This window comes from Plantibacter sp. LMC-P-059a (genome assembly GCF_030209505.1).
Classification (GTDB): domain Bacteria; phylum Actinomycetota; class Actinomycetes; order Actinomycetales; family Microbacteriaceae; genus Plantibacter.
The window spans coordinates 240,370-264,072 of the sequence record NZ_JARVRZ010000001.1 but is presented as its reverse complement, the minus strand read 5'-3'; the positions used below and the strand labels follow the sequence as shown (position 1 = coordinate 264,072).

The window sequence follows — 23,703 nt, the reverse complement described above, 5'->3', positions numbered from 1 at the left end:
TGGAGGGCGAGACAAGGGGCGTACCCATCACTACGAAAGCACGGCCCGTCACTCACTTGCTCGTCAGTGAGCGGGTCGTGCCACTGTGCTCGACGAAGGCAATGGTGCCGTTATTCACCGTCGACAGAGAGAGGGAGCGGCGGGACGCCGACGACTGTCGACATGAGCGAGCGTTCCGCGACGACAGCCGGGTCCACGCTCCTGAGCCATCGGAGCGCGAAGCCAGCCTCGACGTCCGACGCGCCGAAACTTGCGCCGCGGGGGACGGTGCGGGCTCGCATGGCCGGGGCGAACCCATCCTGGTCGAGGGCGGCGATCTCGTCTGCGGCAAGGCGCTTCGCCTAAAACACGCGGAAGCCTCGGACCTCGCCGTCGGCGGTTCAAGTGCCTGCAGGGGTGTCGAGAAGATTCTCCATATAACCCTGAGCCACGAACTGCGGTCAGGCGTGCGTTGGCAATTACACGGGCGGCCGCAGCGCCGTTCGGAGTAACGTGGAGTCCTTCGCGAGGACGGCGGCTGCGCATGCCACGGACGTCCTTGCGGGCATGTCCTTCATCGAAGCACCGCCCGCCGCCCGCGCAGATCGCGGCTGTCGGCGAATTGAGAACCTGTGCGCCGAGGTCCTCGCCGCTTGAAGTCGCGCTTGAGGTCGCGGTGCACGCCGGCCGCGAGGTCGACGTCTTCGCCGTCAATCTTGGCGGTGATGTGGCCTTGGAAATCAGCGTCGTACTTGAACTCGGATGCTGCAGGGAGTTTCTTCAAGGTCGACAGAAGTGGGCACCTTTCTGCCGGTGCCCGTACCGGATAGCGAGGCCGCGCCGACGGCATAGCGGGGGCGCCTGGGCGTCGTCGTGCAGCGCAAACGGAGGGTGCGCCCGTAGACTGGACGGCGACATGGCTGAATACATTTACTCGATGGTCCGCGCCCGCAAGGCGGTCGGCGACAAGCTCATCCTCGACGACGTGACGATGGCGTTCCTGCCCGGAGCGAAGATCGGCGTCGTCGGCCCGAACGGTGCCGGTAAGTCCACGATCCTGAAGATCATGGCGGGAATCGACACCCCCTCGAACGGCGAGGCGAAGCTCACGCCGGGCTTCAGCGTCGGCATCCTCATGCAGGAGCCGGAGCTCGACGAGGACAAGACGGTGCTCGAGAACGTCCAGGAGGGCGTCGGCGAGATCAAGGGCAAGATCGACCGCTTCAACGAGATCTCCCTGGCGATGGCGGAGCCCGACGCCGACTTCGACGCCCTGCTCGCCGAGATGGGCGTGCTGCAGGAGGCGATTGACGCCGCAGACGCTTGGGATCTCGACTCCCAGTTGGAGCAGGCGATGGACGCCCTGCGCTGCCCACCCTCCGACGCCACCGTCGCCCACCTCTCCGGTGGTGAGAAGCGTCGCGTCGCGCTCTGCAAGCTCCTCCTGCAGAAGCCCGACCTCCTGCTGCTCGACGAACCGACCAACCACCTCGACGCGGAGAGCGTGCTCTGGCTCGAGCAGCACCTGGCCCAGTACGCAGGCGCCGTGCTCGCCGTCACCCACGACCGGTACTTCCTCGACCACGTCGCGGAATGGATCTGCGAGATCGACCGCGGCCGTCTCTACCCCTACGAGGGCAACTACTCGACCTACCTCGAGAAGAAGGGCGAGCGCCTCAACGTCCAGGGGAAGAAGGACGCCAAGCTCGCCAAGCGCCTCGCGAGCGAACTCGAGTGGGTCCGCAGCAACGCCAAGGGCCGCCAGGTGAAGTCCAAGGCTCGTCTGGCCCGGTATGAAGAGATGGCGTCTGAGGCGGAGCGCACCAGGAAGCTCGACTTCGAAGAGATCCAGATCCCCGCCGGCCCGCGCCTCGGCTCGACGGTCCTCGAAGCCAAGAAGCTGCAGAAGGGCTTCGACGGACGCGTCCTCATCGACGACCTGTCGTTCAGCCTGCCGCGCAACGGTATCGTCGGCATCATCGGCCCCAACGGTGTCGGTAAGACCACGCTGTTCAAGACCATCGTCGGTATCGAGCCGCTCGACGCCGGCGAGCTCAAGGTCGGCGAGACCGTGAAGCTCTCCTACGTCGACCAGTCCCGCGGGGGTATCGATCCCAACAAGACGCTCTGGGAGGTCGTGTCCGAAGGACTCGACTACATCCAGGTCGGCAACCAGGAGATCCCGTCGCGCGCCTACGTGTCGACCTTCGGCTTCAAGGGCCCAGACCAGCAGAAGAAGGCCGGCGTCCTGTCCGGTGGTGAGCGCAACCGCCTCAACCTCGCGCTGACGCTCAAGCAGGGTGGAAACCTCCTGCTGCTCGACGAACCGACCAACGACCTCGACGTCGAAACGCTGTCGAGCCTCGAGAACGCGCTCCTCGAGTTCCCGGGTTGTGCCGTGGTCATCACGCACGACCGGTGGTTCCTCGACCGCATCGCGACCCACATCCTCTCCTACGAGGGCACCGAGGAGAACCCGTCGAACTGGCACTGGTTCGAGGGCAACTTCGAGTCCTACGAAGAGGACAAGATCAAGCGCCTGGGCCCGGACGCCGCGAAGCCTCACCGCTCCGCGTACCGGAAGCTCACCCGCGACTGAGTGTGACGAGGACGGCCCATCGGCTCCGGCTGATGGGCCGTCACTCGTCCGTCTCCCACCAGCCTGAGCAGGGAAGGTTCACCGATGACCAGACTCCACGTGCCGATCCCGTTGCGATGGGGCGACCTCGACGCCTTCAACCACGTGAACAACGCGTCCATGCTGAAGCTCCTCGAAGAGGCGCGCGTGAGGGTGTTCTGGATCCCGACGCTCTCATCGGAGGAGGCGCCGCCGACGGCGGTGATCGACGCCAGCCTCGACGCGGAGACGATCACGCTCGTCGCCCATCAGGAGATCGAATACCTGGCCCCGATCCCGTATCAGCGCGATCCGCTCGACGTCCAGCTCTGGATGGGCAAGATCGGGGGAGCCAGCCTGCAGGTCGCCTACGAGGTCTACTCTCCGCGCGGTACCGAGCCGCAGACGCTCTACGCGCGCGCCGCGACGACGGTCGTCATGGTCGATGCGAAGACCATGAAGCCTCGACGGATCTCAGATGCGGAGCGCGCCGTGTGGGAACCGTTCATCGAGGACCCGATCGAGTTCTCGCGTCGCTGAGCGCGGCATCTCGTCATGACACCGGATCAGCGGGGTGTCGGGAAGCGGACCATGCCTTCCTGAGCCACGCTCGCCACGAGCGACCCGGCCCGGTCGTAGATGCGGCCGAGTGACAGCCCGCGGCCACCGGTCGCGCTGGGGGAGTCCTGCAGGTAGACGAGCCACTCGTCCACCCGGGCCGGCCGGTGCCACCACATGGCGTGGTCGAGGCTGGCGATCTTGATGCCGGGGGTGGCCCATGGGACACCATGGCGTCGCATCACCGGTTCGAGGATCGTGTAGTCGCTCGCGTAGGCCAGTGCCGCGCGGTGGAGCGCCGGGTCGTCGGGCAGCTCGCCGATGGTCTTGAACCAGACCGCCTGCTGGGCCGTGCGTTCGCCGTCCACCCGGAGGTACACGGGGGAGCCGACGTGTCTGAGGTCGAACGGTCGCCCGGTGGCCCAGGCCTCGGCCGCCGGGTGGTCGATCCCGTGGAGGATCTCGGCGGCGGACGGCAGCGTCTCCGGATCGGGAAGGCCCTCCGGGAGGTTGATCTGGTGTTCTGGGCCGTCGTCCTGCGTCTGGAAGGAGGCGATCATCGAGAGGATCGGTACGCCGTTCTGGTAGGCCTGGGTGCGCCGCGTCGCGAACGACCGGCCGTCGTGGATGCGGTCGACGGCGAAGGTGATCGGCTGGTCGACGTCGCCAGGACGCAGGAAGTACCCGTGCATCGAGTGGATGATGCGCTCCGCGTCGACGGTCCGCGTCGCGGCCACGACGGACTGCGCGAGGACCTGGCCCCCGAACACCCGCCCCTGCGGCATCCACTGCGATGGTCCGGTGAAGATGTCCTCATCGGTGCGGACGCCGGGCGCGCTCAGGTCGAGCGCGGTGAGTAGGGATTCGATCGGTTCCTTCACGGGGACACGCCTTTCCGTCGGGGACCGGCGCACCACAGCGACGCCCGATCCGACCCGCCGAGTCTATCCACGGCGGGCTCCCGATGTCCCGGAGCCGACGCGGCGGTGGCGTACATTGAGAGGAGATGTCCACCACCCTGCACCTCCTCGACGCCGACTCGCTCGCCGACCTCCGCACCTTCCTCGCGCGAGCCAGCCGGATCGACGATTCCGGAGTCCGGCTCCTCGCCGCCGGCCACGTCCTGGCGGTCTCCGCCCCGGTGCTGCACCCGCAGGGTCTGCTCGATCGCAGCCCGACGATCATCGGCATGCGCACCTTCGCCCTCGCCCACGCCGCCTCGGCCGACGTCCTGGCGACCCCGCGCGAACTCATCGACCGGATCGTGCGCACACTCGGCGGCTCGACGACCGGACGACCCGACGGATCAGCGTCGGCGTCGCTCGAGCTCCCGCCGTCGACCAGGACGGCCCCGTGGGTCGGCCAGGCGCCGCCGCGCGGCGGCTGGGAACGCGTCGGCGACGTGGACACGATCGAGCTCGAACTCGTCGCCAGGACGGGCGCCACGGAGATCGCCGAGGCGCTTCCGACGGCTGTCGGGGACCAGATCGTCCAGAAGGTGCGGTCGCAGGTGTGGTCGAGGCCACTCGGCGACGGCTTCGGTCTTCCGACCGGGGCGGCGTTCGCGGCGGTGGGGCTCGGGTTCATCGCGGAACCGGAGCGAGCGACGGTGTTCCGTTCCGGTGGGTGGGTGCGACTGAGCACCCGGCGTGGTCACGTGCTGGCCAACGCCGTTTCCTGACGCTCAGACGCCGGCCATCGCGCGGCCGGCCACACGCCCGGTGAATAGGCAGCCGCCGAGGAAGGTCCCCTCGAGCGCGCGGTAGCCGTGGACGCCTCCTCCGCCGAACCCGGCAGCCTCTCCCGCCGCGAAGAGGCCGGGCACCGGGTTCCCGTCGGCGCCGAGGACGCGGCTCGAGAGGTCGGTCTCCAGCCCGCCGAGGCTCTTGCGGGTCAGCACGTGCAGCTTGACCGCGATGAGCGGGCCGGCTTTCGGGTCGAGCAATCGGTGCGGTGCCGCGACGCGGATGAGCTTGTCGCCTCGGTAGGCGCGCGCGCCGCGGAGGGCGGTGATCTGCAGATCCTTCGTGAACGGGTTGTCCATTTCACGGTCGCGCGCCTCGACCTCCGCGATGATGTTGCGGCCGTCGATCGCCGTCTCGGGGGTGGACGCCTGCATCCCCGCCACGAGTTCCGTGATCGTGTCGGCGACGATGAAGTCCACACCGTGTTCCTTGAACGCTTCGACCGGGCCGGGGGCACCTGGGCCGATGCGCTTCGCGAGCAGGCCGAGGTCCTTGCCGGTCAGGTCGGGGTTCTGCTCGCTCCCCGACAGCGCGAACTCCTTCTCGATGATCCGCTGGGTGAGGACGAACCAGCTGTGATCGTGGCCGGTGGCGCGCAGGTGCTCCAGGGTGCCGAGCGTGTCGAACCCGGGGAAGAGCGGTACCGGGAGACGGTGACCGGTCGCGTCGAACCAGAGCGACGACGGCCCGGGCAGGATCCGGATGCCGTGCTGCGGCCAGATCGGGTCCCAATTGGTGATGCCCTCGACGTAGTGCCACATCCGGTCGCGGTTGATGAGGCGGCCGCCCGCGCGTTCGCTGATGCCCAGCATGCGACCGTCGACGTGTGCGGGGACCCCGGACAGCATCGTCGTCGGCGGCTGGCCGAGACGGGCGGGCCAGTGCTCGCGGACGAGGTCGTGGTTGCCGCCGATACCACCGCTCGCCACGAGTACCGCCGGTGCGCGGCAGGTGAACTCGCCGACCACGTCGCGTGAGCTGCTCTCGCCCCGCATCGGGGCCGACGGGGCGAGGACGGACCCTCGGACGCCGACGACCGCGCCGTCCTCGGTGAGGAGCTCGTCGACGCGGTGCCGGAAGTGCGGAGACACCGAGCCGTCGGCGACACCCTGGTTCACGCGGCGGACGAAGGGCTCCACGACGCCGGGGCCGGTGCCCCAGGTGATGTGGAACCGTGGGACGGAGTTGCCGTGTCCGATGGCGCCGTAGCCGCCGCGTTCCGCCCAGCCCACGACGGGGAAGAACCGCATGCCCTGCTCGTGCAGCCAGGCGCGCTTCTCGCCCGCGGCGAAGTCGAGGTAGGCCTCCGCCCAACGCTTCGGCCAGTGGTCCTCCGGCCGATCGAACGCGGCAGCACCGAACCAGTCCTGTGTCGCCAACTCGAGCGAGTCCCGCACCCCGAGGTGGCGCTGCTCGGGGGAGTCGATGAGGAAGAGGCCGCCGAAGGACCAGTGCGCCTGTCCACCGAGGTTCGACTCCGGCTCCTGTTCCACCAGGATGACCCGCTTCCCCGCGGCGACGAGTTCGGCGGTGGCGACGAGGCCGGCCAGCCCGCTCCCGATGACGATCGCATCGGCCTCGGTTCGATCGGCGGACGGGGAGGGCGGGGCGGTTGCGGACATCTGGTGACTCCTTCGGCACGGACGTGCGTCCGATCCTACGGCCGCCGTGTCGGAACGCGTGGTGTCGGCGTCGGAATCAGAGGAGGCTGCGGCGCGGTGCCCCCGGATCGTCGTCGAAGGTGTTCACCATCGCGTGGGCTGCACGCTCGAGGTAGTCCCAGAGGGTCGCCTCGTGGACCGGAGCCAGGTCGAGGCTGTCGACGGCGCTGCGCATGTGGAGTAACCAGCGGTCCCGGGCGTCGGGGTTCACGTGGAAGGGCTGGTGCCTGAGCCGCAGCCGTGGGTGCCCGCGTTCCGCACTGTACGTCCCCGGGCCGCCCCAGTACTGCTCGAGGAACAGCATGAGTCGGTCGGCCGCCGGGCCGAGGTCCTCTTCCGGGTACATCGGTTTGAGGACCGGGTCGCCGGCGACACCGCGGTAGAACTCGTCGACGAGTCGCTGGAACGTCGGGCGACCGCCGACCTGCTCGTAGAAGGACATCCCGGGCGGTTGCTGGTCGGTCATCGTTCCGCTCTCGGAGGTCGCTTGGTCTTGGGCGCCCTGGGTGGGACGACCGTGGTCGGGTGGGTCCGCGGTGGCCGCGAGCCGGTGACGCTCGCGGCGCCTTCGAAACCGGAGAGGACGATGCTGTTCAGGGCCGGCAGCTTGACGCCCATCTCGTCGACGGCGCGCTTCAGTCGCATCCGGAGTTCGCGGGCGACGTCGTCCTTGGAGCTCGTGCGCGTCTTGACGACGAGACGGATGACGAGGGCGTCGGCCGAGACTGACTCGAGGCCCCACAGCTCAGGCTTCTCGAGGATGCGGGAACGCCACTTCGGGTCGTGGGCGAGGTCGTTCGCGGTGGTGAGCATGCGCTCCTGAACGGCTTCGACGTCGGCGTCGTAGGGGATCGCCAGGTCGATGATGACCCGTGACCAGCCCTGCGACATGTTACCGACGCGGAGGATCTCGCCGTTGCGGACGAACCAGAGTGTTCCGTTGACGTCGCGCACCTGGGTGATCCGGATACCCACCGTCTCGACGACGCCGGTCGCCGGTCCGAGGTCGACGACGTCACCGACCCCGAGCTGGTCCTCGACCACCATGAACAGCCCGTTGAGGATGTCCTTGACGATGTTCTGTGCCCCGAAACCGAGACCGGCGCCCACCGCGGCGGTGAGGAGCGCGAAGGATCCGATGATGCTCGAATCGATCACGTTCACCACGAGGATGGCGGCGACGATGACGATCGTCACGTTCACGATGTTGCTGAGGACGGTGCCCAGCGTCCGGGTGCGCTGCACGAGTCTGACCGCCGCGAGCGGCGAGGCGAGCAGGGACTGCGTGTCGGTGACGTCGGCGCTCTTCTTGACCCCGCTGACGATGCGTCCGACGACCCGCCGGATCACGAAGCGCAACACCCAGGCGGCGGCGAAGGCCAACCCGATCACGACCACCACGCCGATGATCTTCCAACCCGCCGTCCAGAGGAAGGCGGTCACGTCCGGCCAGAGTTCATCCCAGTTCATATCCGGATCAGTGTACTCAGCGTGCTGGAGTGAATCGTGTGAGCGGGCCGGACGGGAGCCGCACGTCGAGCGGACGGACGGTCATGGACGGACGAGCCCGTGCTTGTAGGCGAAGATGACGGCCTGCACGCGGTCGCGCAATTGCAGCTTCATGAGGACGCGCCCGACGTGGGTCTTGACGGTCGACTCGGAGAGGATGAAATGCGCCGCGATCTCCGCATTGCTGAGTCCTTCCGCCATGGCGACGAGGATGTCGTGCTCGCGCGGGGTCAGGTCGGCGAGTCCGGCTGCCGACCCCTCGGCCGTGTCGGCCGCAGTGCCGGGGAGCGCTGTCGCGAAGAGGTCGAGCATGCGTTTGGTGACCCGGGTGGACACGGCGGCGTCGCCGGCGTGCACGGCGCGGATCCCAGACGTCAGCTCGTGGGGGAGGGCGTCCTTCAGCAGGAAGCCGCTGGCGCCGGCCCGCAGCGCCCCGAAGGCGTACTCGTCGAGGTCGAAGGTCGTGAGGATGATGATGCGGCTGTCGGGGTGCGCCGCGACGATCCGCCGGGTCGCCTCGATCCCGTCGAGGCCCGGCATGCGGACGTCCATCAGGATCACGTCGGGTCGCAGTCTGGCGGCGAGGTCGATCGCCTCGGCACCGTTGGACGCCTCGCCGATGACGCTCAGGTCGTCCTCGGCGCCGAGGACCAGGCCGAAGCCGAGACGGATGAGCTGCTGGTCGTCGACGAGCAGGATGCGGATGGGGTCGGTCATGGGGTGGTTCCTCGTGGATCGGGGGTCGGACGGGATCGTGCTGCACCGGGATCTCTCGGGAGGACGGCGTGCACGCGCCACAGGCGATCGCCGACCACACCGGCTGTGACGCAGCCTCCCTGGAACGCGACACGCTCCCGCAGCCCGAGCAGGCCCTGCCCGGCGCCGAGTGAGGGCGCGTCGGGGATGGAGCCGTCGTTCTCGACGATGAGCTCGATGCGGTCGTCGTACGAGGTGATGACGACGTCGACCCGCTTCGGCCGCTCCGAATACCGCAGGGCGTTGGTGAGCGCCTCCTGTGTGATGCGGTGCACGGCGAGCAGGATCGAGGGGTCGTCGGTCGGCGGACCGGAGTCGGTCAGGGTGACCGGGAGTCCGAGCCCACGGAAGGTCTGCACGAGTGCGGGGATCGAAGCTGCGTCAGGCTGTGGTGCGAGGGGTGCGCTCCCGGTCTCGCGGAGCACGCCGAGCATGCGTCGCATGTCGACCAGTGAGGTGCGCGCGGCGTCGGTGACCGCGGTCATGGCGGCTCGCGACGCCGTCGGGTCCTTGGTCGCGAGGGCGCCCTCCGAGAGGGCGACGATCACCGTGAGACTGTGGGAGACGATGTCGTGCATCTCCCGCGCGATGCGGGTGCGTTCGGCGACGGCGGCGAGCTGGGCCTGCTGGTCGCGCTCGCGTGCGAGCTGGGCTGCGCGGTCCACGAGGGCCTGGACGTAGCGCTTCCGGTTGCCGACGTTGATGCCGACGAGGAGGCCGAACAGGGCGAAGAGCACGACGGAGATGATCGTCTGCTCCGGCTCGCCTGGCGATTGCGGCGCAGCCCATGGGAGGAACGGAGCCAGGATCGCCACGACCGCCGCTGCCGCGAACGCCCGCCAGCCGTGGGCGACCCCGCGGTAGACGGCCACGGAGTACAGCAGGACCGGCACGGCGAAGGCGTCGACGGCCACCGTCTGCGCGACCGACACGAGTCCGACCGCGATCACGATCAGCGCCATCGTGAGCGGCCGACGGCGCCGCAGGAGGACGGCGAGGGTCGTGACGGCGACGATGGCCACCGCGAGGGCGATCCGTGACGGCTGGGTCGCCAGGTCCACGTCGAACCACTCCGCCGTGCTGACGGAGAGCGCGACGAGGAGGTACCCGGCGGCGATCAGCGAGTCGGCTGTCCAGGGGTGCCTCGACCACCAACGCCGGACGACCCCCGGTGGACGGGGAAGCATCAGCGAGGCCTCTGTCGTAGAGCGGTCGTGGACGGACGGCTGCACCGGATCGGTCATCGCGACGATGACCCGGTGGGCCGGACATCGTTCACGGGGCCGCTCATCCTCCAAGGATACGGAGAACCCCTCCACGGCGGGTCGTGCCGTGGAGGGGTTCTCGGGTGAAGCGTCTGGTACCGCGGTGCTATCCGGTGGCGGACGTCACGCGGCGTCCCGTGCCTGCGCCGCGAGCGCCCGTTCGACACCCGCGAGCGCTTCGACGAGCATGCGACGCAGTGCCGGAACCTCCGGGTTGGCGTCCAACCAGGCACGGGTGCGGTCCCGCAGCTCGGTGGAGGCGAGCGCCGAAGGGTAGAGGCCCTCGACGATGTACTCGGCGATCTTGTAGCTCCGCGACTCCCAGACCGTCGTCAACGCGGCGAAGTAGGGCTCCACGAGTGGCTCGAGAACGGCGGGGTCGATGACGTGGCCGAACCCCAGCCCGACGTTCCGGACGATGGCGTTCGGCTGGTCGTCCTGCTCGACCACGGAGTCGAACGCGGCGCGCTTCCCCTCGTTCGTGGGGATGGTCGCGCGCGCCCGGGCGGCCGCCTGTGCGCCGTTGGCCGTGTTGTCCGCCGCCAACGCCGCGTCGATGTCGGAGCCGTCCGCGAGGCCCAGGAGCACCAGGCCCTCGAGCAGCTCCCAACGGAGATCGGTGTCGATCTCGAGCCCCTTGAGCGAGGCCGTGCCGTCGCGGAGTGCCTTCAGGTGCGCGCCGTGCTCGGGCGTCGACGCGAGGGCCGCGAAGAACTTCACGAACTGGAACTGCGCGTCCGATCCGGCCTCGGCGTCCTGGGCGAGGGCCCAGAGGGCGTCGCCGACGCGCTCGACGGTCTCGAGGCGGCGTTCGGGAGCCACGTAGTTCCGCGCGGCGAGACCGAGCTGTCCGAGCGTCGTGCGAAGCGTGGTCGACTCGGTCTCGGTCGCGATGTTGCCGAGCACGAGGTCGACGTAGTCGGACGCGGTGGACTCGGCGTCGCGCGTCGCATCCCACGCCGCGCCCCACACGAGCGAGCGGGCCAGCGGGTCCTCGATCGAGGCGAGGTGGTCGATCGCCGTCGCCAGGGACCGCTCGTCGAGACGGATCTTCGCGTAGGCGAGGTCGTCGTCGTTCAGCAGGACGAGGTCGGGCTGCGTCTTGCCGAGGAGCTCGGGCACCTCGGTGAGGGAGCCGTCGACGTCGAGTTCGACGCGCTCGGTGCGGACGAGCTTGCCGTCCTGGAGTCGGTAGAGGCCGATCGCGAGGCGGTGGGGCCGCAGGGTGGCGTACTCCTCGGGAACCGTCTGACGGACCGCGAACGCCGTGAACGCGCCGTCGGCGTCGACCGTGAACTCGGGGCTGAGCGTCCCGACGCCGGAGGTCTCGAGCCAGAGCTTCGACCACTCGCGGAGGTCGCGACCGCTCGTCGCCTCCAGTTCGACCAGGAGGTCGTCGAGCACCGTGTTCCCGAACTCGTGCTTCCGGAAGTAGTTGCCGACACCGGCGAAGAACGCCTCGATCCCGACCCAGGCCGCGAGCTGCTTCAGGACCGAGCCGCCCTTCGCGTAGGTGATGCCGTCGAAGTTGACCTGCACGTCCTCGAGATCGTTGATCGTCGCGACGATGGGGTGCGTGGAGGGGAGCTGGTCCTGGCGGTACGCCCAGGTCTTCTCCATCGCGTTGAACGTCGTCCAGGCCTCGGTCCACTCGGTGGCCTCGGCGGTGGCGATCGTCGACGCCCACTCGGCGAACGACTCGTTCAGCCACAGGTCGTTCCACCACTTCATCGTGACGAGGTCGCCGAACCACATGTGGGCGAGCTCGTGCAGGATCGTGACGACACGACGCTCCTTGATGGCGTCGGTCACCTTCGAGCGGAACACGTAGGTCTCCGTGAACGTCACCGCACCGGCGTTCTCCATCGCGCCGGCGTTGAACTCGGGGACGAAGAGCTGGTCGTACTTCTCGAACGGGTACGGGTAAGCGAACTTCTTTTCGTAGTAGGCGAAGCCCTGCCGCGTCTTCTCGAAGATGTAGTCGGCGTCGAGGTACTCGGCGAGGCTCTTCCGCGCGAACACGCCGAGCGGGATGGTGCGGCCGTCACTCGAGGTGAGCTCGCTGCGGACCACGTCGTAGGGGCCGGCGACGATCGCGGTGATGTACGAGGAGATGCGCTGCGTCGGCGCGAAGGTCCAGGTCGCCGCGCCGTCGTGTGCTGGGACCGGCTCGGGCGTCGGGGAGTTGCTGACGACCTGCCAGGCCGCGGGGGCGGTGACGGTGAAGGCGAACGTCGCCTTCAGGTCAGGCTGCTCGAAGACGGCGAACACCCGGCGCGAGTCGGGGACCTCGAACTGGCTGTACAGGTAGACCTCGCCGTCGACCGGGTCGACGAAGCGGTGGAGGCCCTCGCCCGTGTTGGTGTACTCGGCGTCCGCGTCGACGACGAGCACGTTCTCGGCGGCGAGGCCGTCGAGCTGGATGCGGATGCCGTCGGACACCGTCGCCGGGTCGAGCTCGACACCGTTCAGGATGACGGAGTGGACCGTGCGGGTGATGGCGTCGATGAACGTCGAGGAACCGGGTTCGCCCGCGAAGTGGACCGTCGTGGTGCTGCGGAACACCTCAGGACCGGTCGTGAGGTCGAGCACGACCTCGTAGCTCGACGTGTCGACGAGCGCCCTGCGCTCCTGGGCTTCGACTCGGGTGAGGTTCTCTCCTGGCACAGCTGCTCCCTGATGTGTTGATGGACACGTGACGTGTGGACTGCACGTGGTCGCTTGTGACGACCCCGGCACGAGCAACCAGCCTAGACCCGGTGTGTGTCCGGTCCCGGAGTGATCGGGGCGAGTGGAGCGTAGGGTTGCGGCATGACGACTTCCGCTGCAGAGACCACCCGCGTCGACTTCTGGTTCGACCCCTCCTGCCCGTGGGCCTGGATGACCTCGCGTTGGGTCGACGAGGTCACCGCGGCCCGCAACCTCGACGTCACTTGGCACATCATGAGCCTGGCCGTCCTCAACGAGGACCAGGACGTGAGCGACGACTACCGCGCGTTCTTCCCGCGTGCGCTCCGGTACACCCGGCTCGTCGCCGCAGCGGCGCAGGAACACGGCCAGGAGGTCGTCAAGCCGCTCTACGACGCCCTGGGCACCCGGATCCACCCGGGAGGACGCGCCGAGGACGTCGACGCCGTCATCGCCGAAGCCCTCGCGGAGACCGGACTCCCCGCGGCGCTCGCCGAAGCGTCGAAGACCGACGCGTACGACGGCCCCATGCGCGAGAGCCACTTCGACGGCATCGGGCGGGTCGGCCAGGACGTCGGCACGCCCGTCATCGCGATCGACGACGTCGCCTTCTTCGGTCCGGTCATCTCGCCCGCACCGAAGGGTGACCAGGCCCTCGCCCTGTGGGACGGCGTCGTCGCCGCGGCCGCCTACCCTGGCTTCTTCGAGCTCAAGCGCAGCCGCACCGCTGACCCGATCTTCGACTGACCCGAGCTGCGCGTCCGGAACCCTAGACTTTCCCCATGCGCATCCACATCGCCACCGATCACGCCGGTCTCGAGCTCAGCCGCACCCTCCAGGACCACCTGCGCGCCGCGGGTCACGACGTCGTCGACCACGGTCCCACCGTGTACAACGCCCTGGACGACTACCCCTCCTTCTGCATCAACGCAGCGAAGGCCGTCGTGCGCGACCAGCAGGCTGGTGTGGACGCGCTCGGCGTGGTGTTCGGCGGTTCGGGCAACGGCGAGCAGATCGCTGCGAACAAGGTCCTCGGTGTCCGCGCCGCGCTCGTCTGGAACCTGAGCACGGCTCAGCTCGCCCGGCAGCACAACGACGCCAACGTCATCTCGATCGGTGCTCGCCAGCACTCGGTCGACGAGGCGGTGTCGTTCATCGACGCGTTCATCGCCGAACCGTTCAGCCTCGAGGAACGCCACGCCCGTCGTATCGCCCAACTCGCGGAGTACGAGGCGACCGGCACCATCGCCGGCAAGCACGTCGACGACTGACGCGTCCGCCATCGCCATTGCGGCGCCGCTCGACCGCGCCGCCACCCGAGTGAGGAGTCACCATGCCCGAGGGGCACTCCGTCCATCGCATCGCCCGCCAGTTCCGGCAGAACTTCGTGGGCCACCGCGTCGCCGTGTCCTCACCGCAGGGACGGTTCGCTGAAGGTGCCTCGGTGCTCGACGGACGGACGGTCACCGACGCCAAAGCCGTGGGCAAGCAGATGTTCCTCGAATTCGACGACGGGCTGTGGCTGCGGGTCCACCTCGGGCTCTACGGCGCGTGGGACTTCGCCGGCGACATCCACTCCGATCCCACCATCGCCGCTGCGAACGGGCGCATGGGCCAGACGAACCAGCGCGGGACCGTCGACGACGACGACCCGATCCTCGACCTCGACGGGGAGAACTCACTGCACAGCATCGGAGCGCCTCGTCGAGCCCGCGTCCGGATGTCCGAGCAGTCGAGTCCTCTCGCCGAGCTGGACGAGCGGTTCCCGCCCGAGCCCGTCGGACAGGTACGCGTGCGGCTGCTGACCGACACCACCGTCGCCGATCTCCGCGGACCGACCGCGTGCGAGGTGATCGACTCGGCCGGGGTCCAGGCGGTCATCGACCGGCTCGGACCGGACCCGCTGCTCGACCCGAGCGCCGAGGCCGGTGAACGGTTCGTCTCCCGAGCGCACCGCAAGGGTTCGCCGATCGGGCTCCTGCTGATGGACCAGCAGATCGTCAGCGGCATCGGCAACGTCTACCGGGCTGAACTGCTGTTCCGGGCGCGGCTGGATCCGCACCGCACGGGGAAGACCGTTCCGGAGGAGACGCTCCGCGAGCTCTGGGCCGATTGGACGCGACTGCTCGCGATCGGGGTGGAGACCGGGCAGATGATGACGATGGACGACCTCTCGCCGGCCGACTACCGACTCGCGATGGCCAACCGTGCCGATCGGCACTGGGTGTACAAGCGCGAGGGGCTGCCCTGCCGAGTCTGCGGGACGAACATCCTGCTCGAGGAGATGGGCGCCCGGAAGCTGTACTGGTGCCCGAACTGCCAACGCTGATCCGAACCCGCCCGACGAACCGACGAGGACCGATGTGATGACCGAGCACCGCCCTGGATCCGTCGGCGACGTCGTCACGATGATCGCCGACGTCCACCTGTCGGGTCCGCGCCGCGGAGGCGCGTCCGACACCGAACGGGTCGACGTCCTCCTGGAGGACGGTGCCATCGTCGCGATCCGTCCTGCGGACCCCGAGGTCCTGCGCAACGGCGACCCCGGCGTCCTGGACGGCGGCGGCGGCTTCCTGCTGCCGGGCCTCTGGGATCATCACGTGCACTTCACGCAGTGGGCGCGCACGGCGAGGCGCGTGGACCTGTCGTCGGCCGCGTCCGCCACCGAGGCCGCAGCGCTGGTCGCCGAACGCATCGCGCAGGAGCCCGACGGCGACGGCTGGATCGAGGGCGCCCGGTTCCGGGACGCCCTCTGGCCCGACCTGCCGACGTTCGCGGTGCTGGACGAGATCGCTCCCGACCGCGCGGTCGTGCTCGTGAGCGCCGACCTGCACTGTTGCTGGTTGAACAGCGCCGCGCTGCGGGCCACGGGCTTCGGGGACCACCCCACGGGGTTGCTCCGGGAGGAGGAGTCGTTCGCCGTCCTCAAACAACTCGACCAGGTGGCGGCCGAGCTCTCCGACCGATGGGTCGACGCTGCAGCCGATCAGGCGGCGTCACGGGGCGTCGTCGGGGTCGTCGACCTCGAGATGCGGTGGAACGCCGCGGACTGGGTCCGGCGAGTCGGCAACGGCACGCGTGCGCTCCGAATCTCCTTCGGCATCTACGCCGAACACCTCGAGCGGGCGATCGACGCGGGCCTCGTCACCGGCGGGGTGTTGGCGGGAACGGACGGGCTGGTGCAGGTCGGCCCCTTCAAGGTCATCACCGACGGCTCGCTCAACACCCGCACGGCCTGTTGCGACACGCCCTACCCGGGTTCCGCTCCAGGGTCGGATGCGCACGGCATGCTCAACGTCCCACCGGAGCGGCTGACCGCCCTGCTCGCCCTGGCGACTGCCAACGGGCTCCACTGCGCGGTGCACGCCATCGGCGACCGGGCCAACGCCCTCGCGCTCGACGCCATCGAGACCACGGGTGCGCGGGGGACGATCGAGCATGCCCAACTGCTGCGGGCGTCGGACCTGGAACGGTTCGCCCGGACCGGCACGGCCGCGAGTGTCCAGCCGGAACACGCGATGGACGATCGGGACATCGCGGAGGTGCACTGGGCCGGCCGCACCGACCGCGCCTTCGTGCTCCGGAGCCTCCTCGACGCCGGGGCGACGCTGCGACTCGGTTCCGACGCACCGGTCGCACCCCTCGACCCGTGGGTGTCCATCGCCGCCGCCGTGACGCGGAGTCGCGACGGCCGCGAGCCCTGGCACGGCGAGCAGGCCATCACGGTGGAGGAGGCGTTGGCCGCCTCGACCAGGGGCGACGACGATGTCGTGGCGGAGGGGAGCCCCGCCGACCTCGTCGTCGTGTCCGCCGATCCGTTCACCTGCCCTCCGGAGGTCCTCCGCACCATGCCGGTGCGTGCCACGCTGCTCGCGGGACGAGTGACCGCCGTCCTGGCGCCACCGCCGTCGGGGGGATAGCCCGATCCGGAGCGACGGGCTGCGGGACCTTCGAGGGTTCTGACAGCACGAAGGGGCAGTCACGGATGACTGCCCCTTCGGGTGGTGCGTGCCGGCGCTCCCGGCGCTCGCCTAGCGGCTGAGGTGCGCGAAGAGGAACCAGCGGTCCTTGTCGAGGCCGCGAGCGATCTCGATGGCGATGTCCTGACTCGTCTGGTCGAGCTCGTCGAGCTCGTTGACGGCGGTGTTGACCGAGGCCGAAGCGGCGTCGATCAGCGCGATGACCTCGGCGATCGTGCGGTCGGACTGCTGGAAGCCCTCGCTGAGTTCCGGCGTGGTGGTCTTGGCAGCGACCGTGCTGAGACGGGCGTCGACGGGGAGGCCGAGGGCGACGATGCGCTCCGCGGCGAGGTCGGCCCACTCCTGCGCGTGGTCGACGATGTCGTCGAGCAGCTCGTGGACGCCGATGAAGTTCGCGCCACGCACGTGCCAGTGGGCCTGCTTGCCGTTGACGACGATGGCGGTGAGGTCGAGGACGACGGGGCTCAGGAACTGCGCGGTGCCTGCTGCGACGTCCGGGTTGGCGACGGCCTGCGGAATGGAGGTGGTGATGTCGGTCATGGTGTTCCCCTTCGTTGACGAGTGAGGCCCTGGTCGGGCGTATTCGCCGGTCTGCTTGGATATAACGGTACTCAGGCCCAGACATTCCGCAAGGAAGTCGAGGCTCGGCTTACGAAGGCTGCACTCACGAAGGAAACCTGGCCATACCGATGATCCGGGCCGGAACGACGCGGTTCTCCGGCGCTCGACGACGCCTGGGGTACCGTGGGGCCCATGACTCTTCACGGTTCTGTCAGGAAGCTCCCAGGTGGACGCGCGCCCGCACTCGACCCGACCGCCTACACGGCGCCGGGCTCGGTGTTGGTCGGGGCCGTCACCCTCGCCGCCGATTCGAGCGTCTGGTACAACGCGGTGCTCCGCGCGGACTCGGACTCGATCACCCTCGGAGCGGGGTCCAACATCCAGGACGGCGTGGCCGTCCACACGGACAGCGGCCACCCGACGGTCATCGGGCGGAACGTCTCGGTCGGACACAACGCGGTGGTCCACGGCTGCACGGTCGAGGACGACTGTCTGATCGGCATGGGATCGGTCGTGCTGAGCGGCGCGGTGATCGGGGCCGGGTCGCTGGTGGCCGGGGGAGCGGTGGTCCTCGAGGGCATGATCGTGCCGCCCGGCTCGCTCGTCGCCGGGGTCCCTGCCAAGGTGCGGCGTGAGCTGTCCGCCGATGAGCAGGAGGCGATCCGGCAGAACGCCGCCCACTATGTGGCCCTGAGAGCGGTCCACGCAGCGGCGGTGGATGACGACTAGCGGCGGCGTGCGTCGCGCTTCTTGAGACGACGCTGTGCGGCGAGCGAGCCGGACAGGCAGACGACGCAGCCGATCATGCAGATGAGCCCGACGCCGAGGCGGCCGGTGGCGAGGGCGTACACGCCGATGAAGAAGACGACCGCGCCGGCCACGGTCCAGACGTGGGGCCAGAGGGCGTCGAGTCGCATGCGCTCAGCCTAGGGCGTCGGTCGCGCGCGATCATCCGACCACTGCGGCCCTTCGACAGGCTCAGGGACCGGTCCTCTGCAGGCACGCCGGTTCCGAGGAAAGCCGGAGGGGCGCTGGTCCGAGGAACTCCGCCTGGTTCTGATGAATACAGAGGGGATGACGGGAATCGAACCCGCGTAATCAGTTTGGAAGACTGAGGCTCTACCATTGAGCTACATCCCCGAGGCGCCGCGATGCGACGAACTCACCTGGCAATGCTACTGCATGCCGGAGGTACGTCTGTGCAGCATGGGTCTTGCGCGGCCTGCAGCCCGGGAAACCGCACAGGTCGCGCCCAGATTCTGGGCTAGACTGACCGAGGCCATTTCGCCCACCGCTCGTCGGTCGGTCCGGCTGGCCGGATTGTCGCCGATCCGGGGCGTAGCTCAGCTTGGTAGAGCGCCCGGTTTGGGACCGGGAGGTCGCAGGTTCGAATCCTGTCGCCCCGACTCCGTTTTGCGTCCTCAACTGAGGCAGAATCCCCGACACAGGAGAAGTAATCACGTGAAGACCACGGTCGAGAAGCTGAGCCCCACTCGCGTCAAGCTCGCCATCGCGGTGACGCCTGAGGAGCTCAAGCCGAGCATCACCCACGCGTACGGACACATCGCGGAGGACATCAACGTCCCCGGGTTCCGCAAGGGCAAGGTGCCACCGGCGATCATCGACCAGCGCGTCGGCAAGGGCGCCGTGATCGAGCACGCCGTCAACGAGGGCCTCGACGGCTTCTTCCGCAAGGCGCTCGAGGAGAACGAACTCCGTCCGCTCGGCCGCCCGCAGGCCGACATCGTCGAGTGGCCGAACGAGAAGGACTTCTCCGGCGACCTGCTGGTCAACATCGAGGTCGACGTCCGCCCCGAGATCACGCTCCCGGCCTACGAGGGCCTCAAGCTCACCGTCGACGCCCAGGAGGCCGGCGAGGCCGACGTCCAGGACGAGCTCGACCGCATCCGCGCCCGGTTCGGCACGCTCGTGACCGTCGACCGCCCGGCCAAGAAGGGCGACTTCGCGCAGCTCGACCTGGTCGCCACGATCAACGACGCCGAGGTCGACCGCGCGAGCGGTGTCTCCTACGAGATCGGTTCGGGCGAGCTGCTCACCGGCATCGACGAGGCGCTCGACTCCCTCACCGCCGGCGAGACCACCACGTTCACCTCCCCGCTGCTCGGTGGCGAGCACGAGGGCGAGGACGCCGAGGTAACGGTCACCCTGACCGCCGTCAAGGAGCGCGAGCTTCCCGAGGCCGACGACGACTTCGCGCAGATCGCGAGCGAGTTCGACACCATCGACGAGTTCAAGGCGCAGCTGCGCGAGGTCGTCGAGCGCCAGCAGGTCATCACGCAGGGCCGCGACGCACGCACCGCGCTCGTCGACGCCATGCTCGAGGCCGCACAGATCCCCGTGCCCGAGAGCGTCATCGAGGATGAGGTGCACCGTCACCTCGAGGGCGAGAACCGCCTCGAGGACGACGAGCACCGCGCAGAGGTCACCGAGTCCAGCGAGAAGGCGCTCCGCACGCAGCTGCTGCTCGACGCCCTCGCTGAGTCGCTCAACGTGCAGGTCAACCAGAACGAGCTCACCGAGTACCTGATCCAGAGCGCGTCGCAGTACGGCATGGAGCCCGGCGAGTTCATCGAGGCGCTCGGCCAGCAGGGTCAGATCCCCGCCATGGTCGGCGAGGTCGCCCGCAACAAGGCCATCGCGATCGCGCTCGGCAAGGCCGAGGTCGTCGACTCGAACGGCAAGCCCGTCGACCTGAGCGACTTCGTCGCCGTCGTCGAGGACGAAGACGCCGCGGCTGAGCCCGCTGCCGACGAGACCACCGAGGCCGCGTCCGAGGACACCGCCGAAGAGGCTCCGGTCGAGGCTGAGCCGAAGAAGGCAGCTGCCAAGAAGGCTCCGGCCAAGAAGGCGCCCGCCAAGAAGGCTCCGGCCAAGAAGGCGGCGACCGACGAGGCTGCAGCCGAGTAGCACTCACCAGCAGTGACAGTAGGGGCGGAAGCGATTCCGCCCCTACTGTCGTCTCCGGACACGAACGGAAGGGAACGCGGGATGGACGAGACGCAGGGCTGGGACGCGCGGGTCGCGGCGGTCTGGGATGAGGCAGTCCTCAGCGACGAGGAGCGCATCGTGGCGATCGACGCCCTCGCCACGGAACGGCCTCACGGAGATGCCCGAGCGCTCTTCGAATCGGCGGGCGCTCGCGATTCCGCTGGGCACGAGGTCGAGGCCGAGGCGTTCTACCGTGCCGCCCTCGACGCCGGACTCGACGACGAGCATCGTCCTCAGGCGGTCATCCAGTTGGCGAGCACCTTGCGGAACCTCGGCCGGGTCGCGGAGAGCGTCGAGCTGCTGGAAGAGCAGCTCGCTGCTCAGCCGACAGGTCCCTACGCGGACGCCACGGCCGCCTTCCTGGCGCTGGCGCTCGCCAGCTCCGGTGACCCCCACCGCGCGACCGCGGTCGCCCTGCGAGCCCTCGTGCCCCATCTGCCCCGCTACCACCGCTCGGTCCATGCCTACGCCGACGAACTCGAGCAGCTACCACCCCGCTGAGCCCTGAGGTCCGGACGCTCCGTCCGCCTCCGGCGAACCCCGCCACCCGGGAGTCTGCCGAGGGCGAACAGGGCGTTGGTCATGCGTCGCCTCCGATAGATTCGAACCACTGCACAACCGAAACGGAGCGATAATGGCCGAACCACAGTTCTCGCCCAGTGTCTTTGACCGCCTGCTGAAGGACCGGATCATCTGGCTGGGCGCCGAGGTCCGCGACGAGAACGCGAACGAGATCGCGGCCAAGCTGCTGCTGCTCGCCGCGGACGACCCGAAGCGCGACATCTACCTCTACATCAACTCGCCCGGTGGTTCCATCACGGCCGGCATGGCCATCTACGACACCATGCAGTTCGTGCCGAACGACATCGTCACGGTCGGCATCGGCATGGCCGCCTCCATGGGCCAGCTCCTCCTCACGGCGGGCACGAAGGGCAAGCGGTACATCACCCCGAACGCCCGGGTGCTCCTCCACCAGCCTCACGGCGGGTTCGGCGGAACCTCGAGCGACATCCAGACCCAGGCGCAGCTCATCCTCGACATGAAGCGTCGTCTCGCCGAGATCACGGCGGCACAGACCGGCAAGAGCGTCGAGCAGATCAACGCCGACGGCGACCGCGACCGTTGGTTCAACGCCGAGGAAGCGCTCGAGTACGGCTTCGTCGACCACCTCCGTGAGTCCGCGCTCGACGTGGCCGGCGGCGGCGGAACCGTCGACAGCGACAAGTGACCCGGCTTCGACAGACAGGAATGCAACACATGGAGACTCCAACGTTCAGTGCGGCGGGCCGCTCGCTGCAGATGCCGGGTGCGCGCTACATCCTCCCGAGCTTCGAAGAGCGCACGGCCTACGGGTACAAGCGCCAGGACCCGTACGCGAAGCTCTTCGAGGACCGCATCATCTTCCTCGGCGTGCAGGTCGACGACGCGTCCGCCGACGACATCATGGCTCAGCTGCTCGTGCTCGAGAGCATGGACCCGGACCGCGACATCGTCATGTACATCAACTCGCCCGGTGGTTCGTTCACCGCGATGACGGCGATCTACGACACGATGCAGTACATCCGTCCGCACGTCATGACGGTCGTCCTCGGTCAGGCGGCCTCCGCCGCCGCCGTGCTCACCGCCGCCGGCACGCCAGGCAAGCGCCTGGCGCTCCCCAACGCCAGGATCCTGATCCACCAGCCCGCCGTCGGCGAGGCTGGCCACGGACAGGCGTCGGACATCGAGATCCAGGCCGCCGAGATCCTCCGCATGCGCGGCTGGCTCGAGTCGACGCTGTCGCACCACTCCAACCGTTCGGTGGAGCAGGTCAACAAGGACATCGACCGCGACAAGATCCTCTCGGCCGCCGAGGCGCTCGAGTACGGTCTCATCGACCAGGTGCTCACTTCGCGCAAGAACCCGGTCGCGGCCATCACGGCCTGACCCGGTTCCCGTGCTCACGACTCGGCGCGTCATCCCAGCGGGGTGGCGCGCCGAGTTGTCGCAGGGACAGGTTAGGCTCGGAGCACCGAATCTCCAGGGAGAGGGAAAGACATGGCACGGATAGGCGAAAGCGCCGATCTGCTCAAGTGCTCGTTCTGCGGCAAGAGCCAGAAGCAGGTCCAGCAGCTGATCGCTGGTCCCGGCGTGTACATCTGCGACGAGTGTGTCGAGCTGTGCAACGAGATCATCGCCGAGCGACTCGCCGAGGCGAGCGAAGAGACCGTGAGCGAGTTCGACCTCCCGAAGCCGAAGGAGATCTTCGCCTTCCTCGAGGAGTACGTCATCGGCCAGGAGAGCGCGAAGAAGGCGCTGTCCGTCGCGGTGTACAACCACTACAAGCGTGTCCGCTCGCGTGCGACCCTGGCTCCGGCCGAGACGGTGCACGACGACATCGAGATCGCGAAGAGCAACATCCTGCTCATCGGCCCGACCGGTTGCGGCAAGACCTACCTCGCGCAGACGCTCGCCAAACGGCTCAACGTGCCGTTCGCCGTCGCCGACGCCACCGCGCTGACCGAAGCCGGTTACGTGGGGGAGGACGTCGAGAACATCCTCCTGAAGCTCATCCAGGCCGCCGACTACGACGTCAAGCGCGCCGAGACCGGCATCATCTACATCGACGAGGTCGACAAGATCGCGCGGAAGGCCGAGAACCCGTCCATCACGCGCGACGTGTCGGGTGAGGGCGTCCAGCAGGCGCTGCTCAAGATCCTCGAGGGCACCGTCGCCTCGGTGCCGCCGCAGGGCGGGCGGAAGCACCCGCATCAGGAGTTCATCCAGATCGACACGACGAACGTGCTGTTCATCGTCGCCGGTGCGTTCGCGGGGCTCGAGGAGATCATCTCCTCCCGCGCCGGGAAGAAGGGCATCGGCTTCGGAGCCCCGCTGCACAGCAAGGGCGACGACGTGAACCTCTTCGGTGAGGTGCTCCCCGAGGACCTCCACAAGTTCGGTCTGATCCCCGAGTTCATCGGTCGTCTGCCGGTGGTCACCACCGTCACGCCACTCGACCAGCACGCGCTCATGGAGATCCTCACCGTCCCGAAGAACGCACTCGTGCGTCAGTACCAGCGCATGTTCGAGATCGACGGGGTCGAGCTGGAGTTCGATCAGGCGGCGCTCGAAGCGATCGCCGATCTCGCCGTCCTCCGGAAGACCGGCGCACGAGGTCTGCGGGCGATCATGGAAGAGGTCCTCGGGCCGATCATGTTCGAAGTGCCCTCCACCGACGAGGTCGCCCGGGTCGTCATCACCAGGGAGTCCGTCGTCGAGAACGCGGCCCCCACCATCGTTCCCCGCGCGGCGCGCCGTCAGGAGAAGTCGGCCTAGCCGACACGCTGCGGAGCGAAACCGCCGCGACGAACCGGATTCCGGCTTCGTCGCGGCGGC

At 68.7% G+C, this 23,703-nt stretch carries 23 protein-coding genes and 2 tRNA genes; 14 read left to right on the top strand and 11 right to left on the bottom strand.

Annotated features, from left to right (window positions below; translation table 11 throughout):
* Positions 1-553: 553 nt before the first annotated feature.
* The gene (locus tag QRN27_RS01245) at positions 554-763 is read right to left on the bottom strand and encodes a hypothetical protein (protein WP_285040424.1); all 210 of its coding nucleotides are present in this window, start codon (positions 761-763) and stop codon (positions 554-556) included.
* A gap of 132 nt (positions 764-895) precedes the next feature.
* Between QRN27_RS01245 and ettA the strand changes: the two genes are divergently transcribed.
* Both ettA and QRN27_RS01235 read left to right on the top strand, forming a co-directional pair.
* Positions 896-2,578 (top strand): energy-dependent translational throttle protein EttA, encoded by a 1,683-nt coding sequence (ettA, locus tag QRN27_RS01240; protein ID WP_192018106.1) that lies wholly within the window; start codon positions 896-898, stop codon positions 2,576-2,578.
* Between the two features lie 84 nt (positions 2,579-2,662).
* Positions 2,663-3,136 carry an acyl-CoA thioesterase gene (locus tag QRN27_RS01235; protein ID WP_285040423.1) on the top strand — a complete coding sequence of 158 codons (474 nt, stop codon included), beginning with the start codon at positions 2,663-2,665 and terminating at the stop codon, positions 3,134-3,136.
* A 26-nt stretch (positions 3,137-3,162) separates the two neighbouring features.
* Here the strand turns inward: QRN27_RS01235 and QRN27_RS01230 are convergent, their stop codons facing one another.
* On the bottom strand, positions 3,163-4,035 hold the full coding sequence (locus tag QRN27_RS01230) for an acyl-CoA thioesterase (protein WP_285040422.1): 873 nt from the start codon (positions 4,033-4,035) through the stop codon (positions 3,163-3,165).
* Between the two features lie 125 nt (positions 4,036-4,160).
* On the opposite strand from QRN27_RS01230, the gene QRN27_RS01225 reads away from it, so the two are divergent.
* Positions 4,161-4,835, top strand: a complete 675-nt coding sequence (locus QRN27_RS01225; protein ID WP_285040421.1) for a DUF8185 domain-containing protein — start codon at positions 4,161-4,163, stop codon at positions 4,833-4,835.
* A gap of 3 nt (positions 4,836-4,838) precedes the next feature.
* On the opposite strand, the gene QRN27_RS01220 is transcribed toward QRN27_RS01225, so the two are convergent.
* The 6 genes from QRN27_RS01220 to pepN form a co-directional block, all read right to left on the bottom strand.
* Positions 4,839-6,521 carry an FAD-binding dehydrogenase gene (locus QRN27_RS01220; RefSeq protein WP_285040420.1) on the bottom strand — a complete coding sequence of 561 codons (1,683 nt, stop codon included), beginning with the start codon at positions 6,519-6,521 and terminating at the stop codon, positions 4,839-4,841.
* Between the two features lie 76 nt (positions 6,522-6,597).
* Entirely contained in the window at positions 6,598-7,026 is a 429-nt protein-coding gene (locus QRN27_RS01215) for a globin (protein WP_285040419.1), read from the bottom strand.
* Positions 7,023-8,030, bottom strand: coding sequence for a mechanosensitive ion channel family protein (locus tag QRN27_RS01210; RefSeq protein ID WP_285040418.1), 1,008 nt, complete (start codon positions 8,028-8,030; stop codon positions 7,023-7,025). Before QRN27_RS01210 ends, QRN27_RS01215 begins: the two co-directional genes overlap by 4 nt.
* A gap of 81 nt (positions 8,031-8,111) precedes the next feature.
* Positions 8,112-8,786 (bottom strand): response regulator, encoded by a 675-nt coding sequence (locus QRN27_RS01205; RefSeq protein ID WP_285040417.1) that lies wholly within the window; start codon positions 8,784-8,786, stop codon positions 8,112-8,114.
* On the bottom strand, positions 8,783-10,012 hold the full coding sequence (locus QRN27_RS01200) for a sensor histidine kinase (RefSeq protein ID WP_285040416.1): 1,230 nt from the start codon (positions 10,010-10,012) through the stop codon (positions 8,783-8,785). Before QRN27_RS01200 ends, QRN27_RS01205 begins: the two co-directional genes overlap by 4 nt.
* A 201-nt stretch (positions 10,013-10,213) precedes the next feature.
* Complete coding sequence (gene pepN, locus QRN27_RS01195) at positions 10,214-12,757, bottom strand: aminopeptidase N (RefSeq protein WP_285040415.1); 2,544 nt, start codon at positions 12,755-12,757, stop codon at positions 10,214-10,216.
* Positions 12,758-12,901: 144 nt separating this feature from the next.
* Here pepN and QRN27_RS01190 point away from each other — a divergent pair, with 144 nt between their 5' ends.
* The 4 genes from QRN27_RS01190 (at position 12,902) to QRN27_RS01175 (ending at position 16,698) form a co-directional block, all read left to right on the top strand.
* Entirely contained in the window at positions 12,902-13,525 is a 624-nt protein-coding gene (locus QRN27_RS01190; protein ID WP_285040414.1) for a mycothiol-dependent nitroreductase Rv2466c family protein, read from the top strand.
* Positions 13,526-13,560: 35 nt separating this feature from the next.
* Positions 13,561-14,049, top strand: coding sequence for a ribose-5-phosphate isomerase (locus QRN27_RS01185; protein ID WP_285040413.1), 489 nt, complete (start codon positions 13,561-13,563; stop codon positions 14,047-14,049).
* Between the two features lie 62 nt (positions 14,050-14,111).
* Entirely contained in the window at positions 14,112-15,107 is a 996-nt protein-coding gene (locus QRN27_RS01180; RefSeq protein WP_285040412.1) for an Fpg/Nei family DNA glycosylase, read from the top strand.
* A 37-nt stretch (positions 15,108-15,144) separates the two neighbouring features.
* A complete protein-coding gene (locus tag QRN27_RS01175) occupies positions 15,145-16,698 on the top strand; it encodes an amidohydrolase (RefSeq protein WP_285040411.1) in 1,554 nt (517 codons plus the stop codon).
* A 111-nt stretch (positions 16,699-16,809) separates the two neighbouring features.
* Here QRN27_RS01175 and QRN27_RS01170 read toward each other — a convergent pair whose 3' ends face one another.
* Positions 16,810-17,298: a Dps family protein gene (locus QRN27_RS01170; protein WP_194669767.1), complete on the bottom strand. Its 489-nt coding sequence runs from the start codon at positions 17,296-17,298 to the stop codon at positions 16,810-16,812.
* Positions 17,299-17,511: 213 nt separating this feature from the next.
* Here QRN27_RS01170 and QRN27_RS01165 point away from each other — a divergent pair, with 213 nt between their 5' ends.
* Positions 17,512-18,048: a gamma carbonic anhydrase family protein gene (locus QRN27_RS01165; RefSeq protein ID WP_285040410.1), complete on the top strand. Its 537-nt coding sequence runs from the start codon at positions 17,512-17,514 to the stop codon at positions 18,046-18,048.
* Here QRN27_RS01165 and QRN27_RS01160 read toward each other — a convergent pair.
* Entirely contained in the window at positions 18,045-18,236 is a 192-nt protein-coding gene (locus QRN27_RS01160; protein WP_285040409.1) for a hypothetical protein, read from the bottom strand. The two genes, QRN27_RS01165 and QRN27_RS01160, sit on opposite strands and share 4 nt — an antisense overlap.
* 152 nt (positions 18,237-18,388) lie before the next feature.
* A tRNA-Gly gene (locus tag QRN27_RS01155) sits at positions 18,389-18,459 on the bottom strand.
* A gap of 192 nt (positions 18,460-18,651) precedes the next feature.
* Between QRN27_RS01155 and QRN27_RS01150 the strand changes: the two genes are divergently transcribed.
* From QRN27_RS01150 to clpX, 6 genes are all read left to right on the top strand, one after another.
* Positions 18,652-18,725, top strand: a tRNA-Pro gene (locus QRN27_RS01150).
* Positions 18,726-18,780: 55 nt separating this feature from the next.
* On the top strand, positions 18,781-20,247 hold the full coding sequence (gene tig, locus QRN27_RS01145; RefSeq protein ID WP_285040408.1) for a trigger factor: 1,467 nt from the start codon (positions 18,781-18,783) through the stop codon (positions 20,245-20,247).
* Between the two features lie 81 nt (positions 20,248-20,328).
* Positions 20,329-20,829, top strand: coding sequence for a tetratricopeptide repeat protein (locus QRN27_RS01140; RefSeq protein ID WP_285040407.1), 501 nt, complete (start codon positions 20,329-20,331; stop codon positions 20,827-20,829).
* 133 nt (positions 20,830-20,962) lie between these two features.
* A complete protein-coding gene (locus QRN27_RS01135; RefSeq protein ID WP_056006680.1) occupies positions 20,963-21,556 on the top strand; it encodes an ATP-dependent Clp protease proteolytic subunit in 594 nt (197 codons plus the stop codon).
* 29 nt (positions 21,557-21,585) lie between these two features.
* Positions 21,586-22,254, top strand: a complete 669-nt coding sequence (locus QRN27_RS01130) for an ATP-dependent Clp protease proteolytic subunit (protein ID WP_285040406.1) — start codon at positions 21,586-21,588, stop codon at positions 22,252-22,254.
* Between the two features lie 111 nt (positions 22,255-22,365).
* Positions 22,366-23,643, top strand: a complete 1,278-nt coding sequence (clpX, locus tag QRN27_RS01125; RefSeq protein ID WP_056006673.1) for an ATP-dependent Clp protease ATP-binding subunit ClpX — start codon at positions 22,366-22,368, stop codon at positions 23,641-23,643.
* Positions 23,644-23,703: the final 60 nt, after the last annotated feature.